Annotated in this window: 9 protein-coding genes; 7 read left to right on the top strand and 2 right to left on the bottom strand. The window is 25.2% G+C overall.

Features of this window, described 5'->3' with window-relative positions; all coding sequences use genetic code 11:
• Positions 1-274 precede the first annotated feature (274 nt).
• Positions 275-2,089 (top strand): DUF11 domain-containing protein, encoded by a 1,815-nt coding sequence (locus tag MBBAR_RS07350; protein WP_143746165.1) that lies wholly within the window; start codon positions 275-277, stop codon positions 2,087-2,089.
• Between the two features lie 135 nt (positions 2,090-2,224).
• On the opposite strand, the gene MBBAR_RS07355 is transcribed toward MBBAR_RS07350, so the two are convergent.
• Both MBBAR_RS07355 and MBBAR_RS10320 read right to left on the bottom strand, forming a co-directional pair.
• Entirely contained in the window at positions 2,225-2,905 is a 681-nt protein-coding gene (locus MBBAR_RS07355) for a DNA alkylation repair protein (RefSeq protein WP_080460656.1), read from the bottom strand.
• A gap of 114 nt (positions 2,906-3,019) precedes the next feature.
• Positions 3,020-6,004, bottom strand: coding sequence for a U32 family peptidase (locus MBBAR_RS10320; RefSeq protein ID WP_158082557.1), 2,985 nt, complete (start codon positions 6,002-6,004; stop codon positions 3,020-3,022).
• A 422-nt stretch (positions 6,005-6,426) separates the two neighbouring features.
• Between MBBAR_RS10320 and MBBAR_RS07375 the strand changes: the two genes are divergently transcribed.
• From MBBAR_RS07375 to msrB, 6 genes are all read left to right on the top strand, one after another.
• Positions 6,427-8,085: an MmgE/PrpD family protein gene (locus MBBAR_RS07375; RefSeq protein ID WP_158082558.1), complete on the top strand. Its 1,659-nt coding sequence runs from the start codon at positions 6,427-6,429 to the stop codon at positions 8,083-8,085.
• A gap of 29 nt (positions 8,086-8,114) precedes the next feature.
• Positions 8,115-8,990 (top strand): hypothetical protein, encoded by an 876-nt coding sequence (locus MBBAR_RS07380; RefSeq protein WP_080460658.1) that lies wholly within the window; start codon positions 8,115-8,117, stop codon positions 8,988-8,990.
• A gap of 177 nt (positions 8,991-9,167) precedes the next feature.
• The gene (locus MBBAR_RS07385; RefSeq protein WP_080460659.1) at positions 9,168-10,040 is read left to right on the top strand and encodes a peptidase; all 873 of its coding nucleotides are present in this window, start codon (positions 9,168-9,170) and stop codon (positions 10,038-10,040) included.
• 132 nt (positions 10,041-10,172) lie between these two features.
• Positions 10,173-11,030, top strand: a complete 858-nt coding sequence (locus MBBAR_RS07390) for a fumarate hydratase (protein ID WP_080460660.1) — start codon at positions 10,173-10,175, stop codon at positions 11,028-11,030.
• Positions 11,031-11,154: 124 nt separating this feature from the next.
• On the top strand, positions 11,155-12,147 hold the full coding sequence (locus tag MBBAR_RS07395; RefSeq protein ID WP_080460661.1) for a citryl-CoA lyase: 993 nt from the start codon (positions 11,155-11,157) through the stop codon (positions 12,145-12,147).
• A gap of 646 nt (positions 12,148-12,793) precedes the next feature.
• A complete protein-coding gene (gene msrB, locus MBBAR_RS07400; RefSeq protein WP_249025046.1) occupies positions 12,794-13,792 on the top strand; it encodes a peptide-methionine (R)-S-oxide reductase MsrB in 999 nt (332 codons plus the stop codon).
• Positions 13,793-13,977 lie beyond the last annotated feature (185 nt).

Genomic DNA, 13,977 nt, shown 5'->3' on the forward strand with positions numbered 1-13,977 from the left:
TATTTTTGTAAATTTTTTATCTACTATTTTTAACATTAATCTTTTATTTATTTAATCTGTTAGATTAATTAGAGATAATTTTATATTATATTAAATTCGTATTATATTGTATAGGTGATATAAATGATTTTTTATATATTTTAAAAATTTTATATATCCTAATATTAAAATTTTAATTTTTTCATTTATTTATTTAAAAGGGGGTGAAAAAATTTTAAAAATTAGAAAAAATAATAATTTAGCTTTAAAAATTACAATAGTATTAACAATTATATTGGGGTTTACTATTATTTTTAGTAGTGGATTATCTGCTGCTGATGTTATTATTGATAATAGTACGAGTGAAGGTATTAAAGGAAGTCTTGGTAATGATACAATCAGTTTAAATAATGGTACTTATACTGGAGTTAACAATACTAATGTTAATGTTCCTTCAGGCAAGAATTTAACTATTCAAAGCCAAAACCCAAACAATAAAGCAATAATTGACTGTCAAGGTACATGGTTTCTTAATAATAATGGTAATTTAACTTTAATCAACCTAATCATAAAAAATGCTAATGGTGGGGCAATAGGCTCTAATGGTTATTTAACTATAATAAACTGTACTTTCATTAATAATACTGGTGGAGATGGTGGTGCTATTCGTAATAATGCTAATTCTAGTATTATAGGTTCTACTTTCATTAATAATACTGCGACTGGTAGTGGTGGAGCAATTTATAGTTATACTGGAAATTTAAATGTTTCAGATTCAAATTTCATTAATAATATAGCTCTTTCTACTGGTTGGGGTGGTGGTGCTATATATACTACCTCAGATACTGTAATAATAAATAACTCTAATTTTACAAATAATACTTCGGGATTCTTTGGAGGAGCTATAATGGCTCAAAATGGAGCGAATTTCACAATATTAAACAGTAATTTCACAGATAATAATGCAAGTTATGGTGGGGCTGTTATGAACTCTGCTATTGCCAATTTTAACATATTTAACTCTTTATTCAATAGTAACAATGCTACAAAATATGGTGGGGCAGTTTATACTCATCCTAACTCTGGGTATACAAATATACGTAATTCTATATTTAACAATAATTATGCAAGTGAATATGGTGGAGCTATATTTAGTGGTAAAGCTATGAATCTTTCTGGTAACTTAATGTCTGGTAATATTGCAGGTATTATGGGTAATGCTATACTCAATTATGGTGCTATGGGGGTTTTAAATTTAACTTACCTTAATAATAGCACTGTTAAAGTTGATACTGGTACTAATGTTGTTATTTTTGCTACTTTGACTGATGATATGGGTAATCCTGTTTCTTATGGAAATATTTCTTTCTATGTTAATGGAGTACTTATAGGAATTGTTGAAGTTGTAGAAGGCTATGCAAACATTACTTACTATTTTAATGAAACAGAAGGTATATTTCCAGTAACTGGTCAATATTCTGGTAATGAAATGAATGTTTCAACAGTTAATGGAACAGTTCTTGTCCATTATGATATCAATATATTAAATGGTCAACTAATTGTTGGTGATACTAATGTTACTGGTGATATTAAACTTGATAAAAATGAATATTGGGTTAATGAAACCGTGAAAACTACTGTTAATGTTAAAAATAATGGTCCGAATATTGCAAAAAATGTTTCAGTTAAAATTAACCTACCCGATGGATTTGTACTTAACACTGGCAGTATTATTGTTTCCAAAGGAAGTTATGATCCTAATACTGGTATTTGGTCTATCGGTGACTTAAACCCTGATGAAGAAGTAATGATGACTTTTAATGGTAAATTCAATAAAGATGGAGAGTTCAGTATTTCTATGTTAGTTTATGGAGATAATTTTAATAATTCAACTAGTGTAGCTAACGCTTTAGTTAAACAAAACTCAACACCTACTCCCGGACCAACACCAGGACCAACTCCTGGACCTACTCCTCAACCAACTCCAGAACCTAACTATAATAAGCAAAATGTAAATGCAAATATGAAAGAAACAGGAATTCCAATAATTGCTGTTATTTTGATATTATTAGCATCTTTGGGTCTTTTAACCTATAAAAAAGGTAAATAATATTTTAAATTATCTTTGGGTCTTTTAACCTATAAAAAAGGTAAATAATATTTTAAATTTTTAAGGGTTTTTAATTTTCAAACCCTTTATTTTTTATTTTAATTATATCTTTTTAATTTTCATATTCTCAGTTTTTCATTTTTTCTTTATTCTTTGGATTGTTTTTTCATCTTTTAATTCTTTAAGAGCATTTTTAGCTATCCAATGAGCAGATTTTGAATCTATCTTATCAATCTCTTCTGCTTTATCTATAGCTATTTTATTTAATTTCACGTTTCTTTTTCCAATTTGCCTTAAAGCCCAATTCACTGCTTTTTTAACAAAATTCCTATTATCTTTTGATTCTCTTTCAATTATATTTAAAAGTTTGATGAATATTTCATCATCTTGCTTCTTATCATGAACAGCTAAAACAGCAATAAGTGCAAATCCTGCACGCTTAACAAATTCTTTATCTTCATTTGTCCATTGATATACCTTATCATATGCAAATCGTGTTTTTCTAAAAAGATTGATACAACATTGATCACAAATTTCCCAGTAATCAAAATCAGCTGCCCAATTATCCATTTGTTTTTGTGTAACTAATTTAGGATCATCTACAAGAGAAGCTAAAATTCTAGTTTCCCTAGTATTAATATCCCACAAACTTAAAGCTAACTCATGATCATTTTTATAATTTTTAGCTATCTTTTTAATAACTGGCATTCTTAAACCATAAGTATGTTCAGGGGTGATTCCAAATCTTGCCATTCCTTCAATATCTTCAGGGCTTGATAATTTCTTAAATGTAGTTATAATTTCTGAAACTGTCATATAATTCACTTAAAACTTTTAATAATTATTTATAGTACAATTTTTTTATTTATTTAATATATAATCTTAAAAATATATAATTTTAAAAATTAGAATTTTAAATATATACTACTTTTAGATATCTAGACTTATTTTAGAATTATGACTTTTTTTTGATTTTTTATTTTTTTCATGTATACGCCCATCTAAAAAGTTTCCTTTACTTAGATAAGAATGTGATAATGAATATATTTGGTTTTTAAGAGAATCTAGATTCTTTTTACTTGTGTCTTTTAGTCCTTGTTGATATATTGAGATAGTATTAGATGTATAATTATTATTTGAAAATCTACAGTCTAATATGATGGAATCAATACCAATCTTTTCAATCTTACTTATTTCATCAATTAAACATAAACAATCTTTATTTATAATATGGCTTTTATTATTAAAATCAGATAGGACTTTATACTTAAATTTTTTTCTTTTTTTATCTTCTAGTATAGCATAATCTTGTTTTTTCATATTAAGACTTTTATTATCTTTTAAATTAGAGAAATCATCATTACTAACAATTACTTCTAAGTTTCCATGTGCAATAATTTCAAGATCTATATCCTTTTTTATGTATTTTGAAACTAAAATCTTCATTTCATCATAAGATAGCTCAGGAGATAAGATTAAGCTTTTAAAGCCAGATTCACTTAATTCTTCACAACAAAAATTGTTCCATACATTCAAGGTATGATTACCATACATATTAGAATTAAATAAATCATTAACCCCAGGAATATCACTCATTATAGATATTGGGATTTTTTTACTTTCTAAACTATTGAAAACTTTCATACAATCTTCAATCTCATCATCAGATATAAATGATGGTAAAACCCAAACTAACTCTTGTGTTGTTATTTTAGCTAATGCATTGGTTAATATCTGTTCTATATTTTCAAAATATTCTTCAGGATTATTGAATAAATAAGAGGGGTCAAAATAAATTTTCTTCATGTCGTATTTTGAAGCAATTTCAACTAATTCAAGGGTATCTACAAAGACAGATAATCCTAAATTATTCTTAAATTTTGAATTATTTTTATTTTTTAAATTATTATTTTTTAAGATATTTTTATTATTTAAGTTATTTTTATCTTTTAAACTATTAACATTGTTTAAACTATTATTTTCATTATTTTTTATATTTTTAGATTTATAATTTTTAATAAAACGATTTAATCTACTTTTAGCATCTTTCATCTTATTTTTATCTTTTTTATAATAATTTAACAAATTTGCACTAGCTTCATCTAATATTTCACGACGAATTTTATTTAATCTGCTAGTTGGGATAAAAAGATTGTCTGGAAGATCATTAATAGCTATATCATTCATAAAAAATGAGGTATTTCCTGTTTTAGACAATTGTTTTTCTATTTCTTCTTTTGTAATAGGGCGATTAATAGCTTTTTCAAATTTTGATGAGGATTTATATTTAAATTTGATAGTTTCATTGTTTAAATTAAATTTAGTTTCTATTTTTGCATGTAATTCTTTATCTAAAGATATATTTAGTGAAATAGGTATTTTTGATTGAATAAATTCTTTTTTATATTTTTTAAGTTCTTTATTTATTGATCTAGAATAACTTATATAAACTTCATCTCCTACTCTAATGTTACGTGTAGTATTAAAGATAATATATTCATCATTTTGTTCTATTATGTCATCGATATATATTCCTTTAACTTTTTTGCCATATTTAAAAGCTATTCCATCTCCTTTCTCTATATTGATAGGATTTTCTTTAGATACTTTTATTTCCTTAACAGTTCTGTTTTTTCTCTCTTGAATATTGTTATTATTATTACTAATACCTTTATTATTAGTATTGTTAATATTACTATTTAATTCAGTACTATTACTATTTTCCACATCATTACTATTATTATAAATATTCCTATTATTATTATTATTATTATTATTATTATTAATATTCTCAATATTATTAATATTATTACTATTATTAATATTCTTAATACTATTATTACTATTATTATTAGTGTTGTTATTATTTTTATTATTTTTATTTTTCTTACTATTTTTTCTATTTCTATTATTTCTACTATTTTTGCTTGAAATTTCTATTTTTTCAAATATTTCTGGATATTCTCTATTTATAGCTACTATATCTCCAATATATAATCCTAAATGCCCTGAACTTTCACGCCCCATAACTTCACTTGGAGATTGGTTCATTATGTATCCTTTTGTAAATTTTCTATTGAAAACAAAATTCAAATCATCTTTAAATGAACCTTCTTTTTTATCTAGAATATTTCTATAGGAATTTACAATAGTTCCAACATAATCTTCTGATTTCATCCTACCTTCCAGTTTAATTGAGTTAATTCCTGATTTAGCTAACTTATTTAAATCATCAGAGAGATTTAAATCATGTGTAGATAATAAGTAGCCATCACTAACCTTATGTCCTTTATATTTTAGTATATATTCTCTTCTACAAGGTTGTGTGCAAGCCCCTCTATTACCACTTCTACCATTATTTAATGATGAAATATAGCATTTTCCAGAAATTGAATAACAAAGAGCTCCATGTGCAAAAACTTCTAATTCGAGCTCTTTATTATTTTCTTTTAATTTTGTATGTATTTTGGATATTTCATCAATACTAATCTCTCGAGGAAATATAACTCTAGAAATTCCATTTTCTTTTGCCCATAACACACTATAGTAATTATTTAATGACATTTGTGTAGAGGCATGTATCTTCATTTCTGGAAAAATAGATTTTATTAGTTTCAAAACCCCAAAATCTTGAACAATAACTGCATCAACACCTATTTTATAGAGTTTAAATATGTATTTTAAAAAATCAATTATCTCAAAGTTATTTATTAAAGTGTTAACTGTTATAAAAACTTTAACATTGTTTAAATGAGCATATTCTACGCTTTTTTTAATTTCTTCGGTATTAAAATTTTCTGCATATGCTCTAGCTCCAAAATTTTGTCCAGCTAAGTAAACCGCATCTGCACCAAGATTTATTGCAATTTTAAAAACATCATAAGAACCTGCAGGAGCTAATAATTCCATAACCATAATTTAAAACCTCTTTGAGTATAAAAATTTAATTTTTTAATAAATAATCCTCAATAAATAATCCTCATTAAATAATCATCTAATAAATAATTCTATAATAAATAATTTTTTAATAAATAGTTCTTTATATATAATTTCTTATAGATAATTTTCTATAGATAAATTTCTATAAATAAATTTTATATTTTCTTATTTAAATAAATATTATTAGAATTAATATAATATTAGAATTAATAAATATTATTAGAAATAATAAATATTATCATAATTAATATTATATAATTTATAGTGTGTAAAAAATTATAATTAGAAAAAACTTGTAAGTATATAATTAACTTATAATTTAATTAACTTATAGTTTAATCATTATATAATTTAATTATCTTATAGTTTAATTAGCTTATAATTAGAGTATGAATTTTATGATTGTAGAGGAAATATCTAAATTCATTGTAAATTTAGATTATGATGAAATTCCTGAGACAGCTATTGAAAAAGCTAAACTATGTTTTTTAGACTTTTTAGGGGTGACTAATAGAGGATTTCTTGAAGAAAGTGTTCAAATAGCTTTAAAATCTGTTGAAGAACTTTTTGGTTTTAATACTACTCTAAATAATAATAGTAATAATAATATAAATAATATTAATAACAGTAATAATATTAATAATATTAATAATATTGAGAATATTAATAATAATAGGAATATTTATAATAATAGTAATGATGTGGAAAATAGTAATAATACCGAATTAAATAGTAATATTAACAATACTAATACTAAGGGTATTAATAATAAAAAATCTTCTATTATTGGAAATGGTTATTCAAATATTTCTATTTCTGGTTTTATAAATGGTATTTCTGCACATGCTCTTGAATTAGATGATGGCCATAGATTTGCACAAATACATCCAGGTTCTGTTGTTTTTCCACCTGCAATAGCTATATCTGAGGCAAACAATATTGATGGAAAAAAATTTTTGGAGGCAGTTATCTGTGGATATGAAGTAGCTATTTTTCTTGGAATTTTAGCTAATCCACAACACAGAAACCAGGGATTTCACACTAGTGGAACTGTAGGAACTTTTGCTGCAGGTGCAGTTGTAGCTAAATTACTTGATTTAGATTTAGAAAAAACAATAAACACTCTTGGACTTTGTGGAACTCAAAGTTCTGGTCTTCTTGAATCAGATCATAAAGGAACAATGGGAAAACACCTCCACATAGGAAATGCAGTCTATAATGGGATTTTATCAGGATTTCTCGCAAAAAATGGTTTTACTGGGGCAGGATCTATTATTGATGGAGAAGAAGGCTTTCTAAGATCTATGTGTCTTGAAATGTTTAAAAATACAGATTTATGTAGTTCAAATAATATTCAAGATTATTTAAATCATTGTTTGGATGAACCTCTAGATGAACCTCTGGATGAACCTCTAAATGAATCTGTAGATAGACCTCTAGATGAATATTTAGATAAATATTTACATAAATATCTATATGAAAATCTTGGGAAATTCCATATTAATGATGTTTATTTGAAGAAATACCCTTTTTGTAGACATTTACATTCTTCCATAGACACTACTTTAAATATTAAGAATAAATTTGATTTTAAGGTTAAAAATATTAAAAAAATAACTATTGAAACCTATAAAATAGCTAGTGAACATGATAATTTTAATCCAGAATCTAAGGAAGACATTAAGCAAAGTTTACCTTATGCAGTAGCTATTTCTTGCTTTGATAAAGTTGATATTAACAATTTAAATTGTTTAAATTTTGCTAAAGATCATAATTTGAATGATATAATTAAAATAATAAATATTAAAGAATCTGAAGAATTTAATAAGTTAACTCCTAATAATAGACCTTCTAAAGTTATCGTTGAAACTAATAATAATGTTTATGAAGATTATATAATGCTTCCTAAAGGTGAATCAGAAAATCCTTTTACAAAAGAGGATATTTTGAAAAAATTCAAGTCACTTAATCCAAATTTTGATTTGAATAAGTTAAAAAGTATTGATAATATCGAATCTTCAAATATCGCTGATTTTATGAAAACAGTTAATATTTAAATGTATAATAAACTAAAAGAGGTTATTTTATGATTGAAATTCCAGAAAGCAATACTCTTGCAAATCAGTTAAATGAAACAATTAAAGGAAAAAAGATTTTGAGTGTTATTACAAACAATTATCATCATAAGTTTGCGTTTTTTTATAATGATCCTAAGGAATATAATAATCTTCTTAAAGGAAGACTCATTGGAAATACATTTGCATATGGAGGCCAAATTAAAATATCGGCGATTAATGATTCTAAATTTGAGGGTAATAATGAAATTATAAAAGATGATGTAATAATTGTTTTAAGTGAAGATACAATTATTAAATATGTTGATGGAGAAGAAGAAATTCCTAAAAAACACCAATTATTAATAAAATTTGAAGATTCTTCAGCACTTATATGTTCAGCACGTATGTATGCTCAGCTTCATGTTGCTTTAGAAAATGATTATGAAAATGAATATTTTGATATTGCTATGGAAAAACCTTCTCCTTTATCTGAAAATTTTGATATGGATTATTTTGAAGGATTATTATCTGAAGTAAGAGCTAATTCATCTGTTAAATCATTTTTAGCCACAAAACAAAGAATTTCTGGTCTTGGAAATGGTTCTTTACAAGATATATTATTTAATGCTAAGATAAATCCAAAGGCTAAGATTAAAAAATTATCTCAAGAGGATAAAAAGAGGTTATTTAATAGTGTAAAAAGAACATTGTATGAAATGACCAAAAATGGTGGAAGAAACACCGAAAAAACATTATTTGGAGATTATGGAGGTTATGAAGTAATATTATCTTCTAAAACATATAAAATTCCTTGTCCTTCTTGTGGGGATAAGATTGTTAAAGAATCTTACTTAGGAGGAACTATTTATTATTGTCCTACCTGTCAAAAAACTAATTCTTCTTAGAATTTGGAGATATTTTTAGTTAAACTAATAGTTAAACTAATAGTTAAACTAATAATCAAACTAATAATCAAATTTATAATCAAATTTAAATAATAATTATTTATATAAAATTTAGAAAACATTAAAAAAACATTATAGAATATTAGGGTATTATGAAATATTTTATGGGTTGTAAAAATGAAAAAAACTAAACATTCTCTTAAAAAACTTGGAATCAATGAAATTAGTTCTAATTATGTTTCAGAAAAAAGATTTTCTGATGGTAGTCAGTATAAATTTGAAGTTCCAGGTATTCAAAATCCTTCTGCTTTAATTTCTTTAATTTCTGCTTGTGAAGAAAAAGATGTTAAAATTCATAGAGTGACCCAGACAAAAGGAATCATGTTTTTAACTGATGAAGAAATTGAAGAAATGGTTAAATTAGCTAAATATAATAGTTTAGATCTTTTTTTAAGTGTTGGACCTCGTGCTGTATATGATACTAGTGCTACAGCTCAAACTAAAGAAGGTTCAAGGATAGGATATCGTCTTAGAGGTTATGATAATTTAGTTTATGCAATTGAAGATGTAAAAAGAGCATTAGAGCTAGGAGTTAGAGGGATAGTAATTTATGATGAAGGTCTTCTATTGGTGTTAGCTAAAATGAGAGAAAATGGAGAAATAGCTAAGGACACTAAATTTAAGCTTTCTGCACATGCGGGTGCTGCTAATCCTGCTTCTGCAAAATTATTTGAATCTATTGGTTTAAATTCTTTTAATCCTGTTCGAGATTTATCTATTTCTATGATTGGAAGCATTAGGGATGCAATTGATATTCCTATTGATATTCACACTGAAAATCCAAAGTCTACTGGTGGCTTTATACGTCATTATGAAGTTCCTGAAATAATCAAGGTTGGTTCTCCAGTTTATTTAAAAACAGGAGGATCGGTAGCTAAACATCATAATTGGGAAACTACATCTGTTGAAGCTAGAAAAAGAATCAAACAAGTTCTCTTAGTTCAAAATGTAATTGATAGATATTATCCAGAAGCTGTTGTTTCTAAATGAATGATTATATTTTAGTGGATAATTATTTTTAAATTGATAATTAATCATTTCTAACTGAATAATTATCTTTTGTGAATAATTTTTTCTAGATTGGAAACTTTTATATTATAATATACTATATTATATGATACTATGAATTTATCATCAAAAATAGAAAAAGAATTGATAAAAGCAAGTACTTCTTACCCTAAAGATAGAATAACTGCTTTTAAAAGAAGTTTAAATCAAGAAACCAATGAGAATGCAAGATGGGCATTGGAACTTATGCTTAAAAATGCAAAAATTGCAAATAAGCAAAAACTTCCTCTTTGTGATGATACTGGAATTCCGCATGTTTTTATAGAATTAGGTAAAAATACATCTTTATCCTCAGATTTATTAGAATCAATAAAGGAAGGAATAGCTAATGGCCTCAAAAGTTTACCTGGTAGACCAATGGCGGTTAGAGGAAATGATATAGAAAGGATTGACCAATCTAAAGGTCTTTATGATGAAAGTGAAAAGGTTGTAACTCCTTCATTTTTAATAGAAAACTCTAATGATGAAGATTTGTCTGATAAGATTAAGATTCATCTTTTATTGTTGGGAGGAGGCCCAGAAATAAGAGCTAAAACTTATAGGGTTTTCCATAAAAGGGACTATAAAGAAGTTTTAAATGTGGCTGTGGGGAGATTTGAAGGTACTTTGAAACTTTTAGGATGTACTCCTTCTATACCTGCTATTGGTATTGGGAGAACACATTTTGAAGCTAATTCTTTGATGATAAAAGCTATGATTTGTGGTAATTTAAATTATCAATCAGAAATTGAAGATTATATAACGAATAAGCTTAATAAAACTAATATTGGACCAATGGGGCTAGGTGGAAAGACAACTGTTCTTGGATCATTTGTAAAAATAGGTCCTCAAAGAGCAAGTGGTGTTAGGATATTAGCTACTCGTCCTTGTTGTTTTGTTGAACCTAGATCAGCTAGTATTTCTATCATTTAACTATTCAACTATTTAACATTTAATTATCTAATCATTTAATTATTTAATTATTTAGTTAATTAGTTATTTAGTTATTTAGGTTAATTAGTTATTTACTTATTTAAGTTATTTGTAGGTGGATTAAATGAAAATAGAAGAAAAACTATCAAAAATTAACAATAAAAATAACGTTAAAACTAATACTAAAACTAATACTAAAATCAATACTCAAATCAATACTAAAACTAAAACTAAAACTAATAATGGCACTGATAATCATAGAATAAGAACTTCTATTACTAATATTCAACCAAATAAGATTATTACAAGAGGTTATCCTCAAGAAGAGTTAATAAACAATATTAGTTTTTCTGAAATGGTCTATCTACTTTTAAAGGGAGAATTACCATCTCTTAAGGAAGCTAAAATGCTTAATCATATATTAATATCTTTTTGTGATCATGGAGTAACTCCTCCCAGTACTCAAACTTCAAGGTTAATAGCTTCTTCTGGATCTCCATTAAATGTATCTTTAGCTGGAGGATTACTTTCTTTTGGAAAAAACCATGCTGGAGCGATTGAAGATTCTATGGAGTTATTTCAAGAATTAATAAAATCTGATTTTTATATTCATAATAATCTTAATAATAACAATAAACATAATAATAACCATAATAATAACCATAATCGTAACCATAATCATAATAACTATAGTAAATGTAATAAAAATATGGATATAATTGCAAATGACATTATAAATGAATATAAATTAAAAAATAAGAAAATTCCAGGATTTGGACATAGATATCATAATAAAGACCCTCGTGGAGCTAAATTAATGGAGTTAGCTAAAAAAGAAAACTTTATTGGGCCACATAGTGAGCTTGCTTTAGCTATTGAAGAAGTACTTTTCAAGGAAAAAGGGATTAATATCAATGTTGATGGAGCAAGTGGAGCATTACTTTCTGATATGGGATTTTCAAGTAATGAAGGTTTTGGAATATTTATGATTGGTAGAATTCCCGGGATTATTGCTCATGTAACTGAAGAAGTTAATGATGAAGAAGAATTTAGAAAATTTTGTGATATTAGTGATATTTCTTATTGTGGGGATTTAAACAAGTCAATAGACGATTAATATTATTATATTCTTTAGATTTTTATAAAATCATTTACTTGTTATATTTTTCAGTTTTAGTAATTATTCAGTAATATTTCTTATCATCATTACTATTATTCGTATTGTTATTATTTTTATTATTATAATTTTTTATCACTATTATCACTATTATTATTCTTATTATCACTGTTACTGCAATTATTATTTGTTATTATTTATTATTATTTTTATTATTACTGTTACTGCAATTATTATTTGTTATTATTTATTATTATTTTTATTGTTCCTTTTTATTACTATTAATGGTAGTATGATTATATTGATATCATTACTATTACTAGTATTATAGTTAATATTATCATATATTACTGTTATTATCAATATAACGAATTTTATTATTAATGATATTTTTTATTTATAATTCAAATTAAAATTTTAACATGATTTTAATGAAAAATGTTATTTGCTTATTAATACATAATTATTAGTAGATAATTTATTAGAAAATTTGGAAATCTAAAAACCATTTTGAAAAATTTTTGGAGGAGATCTTATTTTTAAAAATAAAAAACAGAAAACAGATAAGGAAGATTCTCATAAAAATATTGATTTAGAAAATAATGATTTAAAAACAATTTATTTAGCTGGAGGATGTTTTTGGGGAATTGAAGCATACTTTTCAAAATTAAAAGGAGTTGTTGAAACTAAAGTAGGTTATGCAAATGGATTTATTCCAAATCCTAGCTATGAAGAAGTATGTAGGATAGATACAGGTCATGCTGAAACAGTTAAGATTGTTTATAATAAAAATATAATCTCTCTTCGTCGATTGATTGAAGAATTCTTTAAAATCATCGATCCAACTACATTAAACCAACAAGGTGGTGATATTGGTAAACAATATCGTACTGGAATTTACTATACTTCAGATGGTTCTAGAGAAGCTTCAAAAGATTTAGCTATTATAAATAGTGTTTTTTCCCAAGAACAAAAAAGATATGGGGGTAATAATGGAGTTAATAATAAATCAGTTGTTACTGAAATAAAACCTCTTGAGTCTTTTTATGAAGCTGAAGATTATCATCAAAAATATCTAGACAAAAATCCTAGTGGATATTGTCATATTGATCTGGATTTAATTCCTAAAGATATTCTAGAAATTGAGACTACTAGCTCTGAACTTATTGATGATTATGATTTCGATGAATGTAATTATAAATATTTCACTCCAGAAGAAAAAGAAGAAAGATTAAAAAAATTATCTTCTCTTGAATATGAAGTTACTCAGAAAAATGCAACAGAAACACCAGGCACTGGTAAATACAACGATTTCAATGAGGAAGGAATTTATGTTGATATTATTAGTGGAGAACCTCTTTTTACATCTTTAGATAAGTTTGATTCAGGTTGTGGTTGGCCTTCGTTTACAAAAACTATTAATGATGATGTTATTGATGAAACTAAAGATACTTCTCATGGAATGGTTAGAACTGAACTTAAAAGTAAAATAGCTAAATCCCATTTAGGGCATGTTTTTGATGATGGGCCTATAGAAAAAGGTGGAAAAAGATATTGTATAAATTCAGCATCTTTAAAATTCATACCTCTTAAAGATCTTAAAAAAGAGGGATATGGTGATTATTTACACTTATTTAAAAAATAATAGGTGTTTTTAATAATTAAAAGTTTTAATAATTATGGATATATTTATTAATATTAGATTTAAAATAAGTAAAAAACTAATATATTAAAATATAGATATATAATATATTAAAATAATACACACATAAAATATTAAAATAATATACACACAAGATTATAGACACAAGATATTAAAATAGTGTATAT

This window comes from Methanobrevibacter arboriphilus JCM 13429 = DSM 1125 (genome assembly GCF_002072215.1).
In the GTDB taxonomy this organism is placed as follows: Archaea; Methanobacteriota; Methanobacteria; order Methanobacteriales; family Methanobacteriaceae; genus Methanobinarius; species Methanobinarius arboriphilicus.

Excerpts from the sequence above, each read along its gene's own strand:
- MBBAR_RS07385 (WP_080460659.1), top strand. The coding sequence starts at position 9,168 with ATGAAAAAAACTAAACATTCTCTTAAAAAACTTGGAATCAATGAAATT.
- MBBAR_RS07375 (WP_158082558.1), top strand. The coding sequence starts at position 6,427 with ATGATTGTAGAGGAAATATCTAAATTCATTGTAAATTTAGATTATGAT.
- MBBAR_RS07355 (WP_080460656.1), bottom strand. The coding sequence starts at position 2,905 with ATGACAGTTTCAGAAATTATAACTACATTTAAGAAATTATCAAGCCCT.
- MBBAR_RS10320 (WP_158082557.1), bottom strand. The coding sequence starts at position 6,004 with ATGGTTATGGAATTATTAGCTCCTGCAGGTTCTTATGATGTTTTTAAA.
- MBBAR_RS07380 (WP_080460658.1), top strand. The coding sequence starts at position 8,115 with ATGATTGAAATTCCAGAAAGCAATACTCTTGCAAATCAGTTAAATGAA.
- MBBAR_RS07395 (WP_080460661.1), top strand. The coding sequence starts at position 11,155 with ATGAAAATAGAAGAAAAACTATCAAAAATTAACAATAAAAATAACGTT.
- MBBAR_RS07390 (WP_080460660.1), top strand. The coding sequence starts at position 10,173 with ATGAATTTATCATCAAAAATAGAAAAAGAATTGATAAAAGCAAGTACT.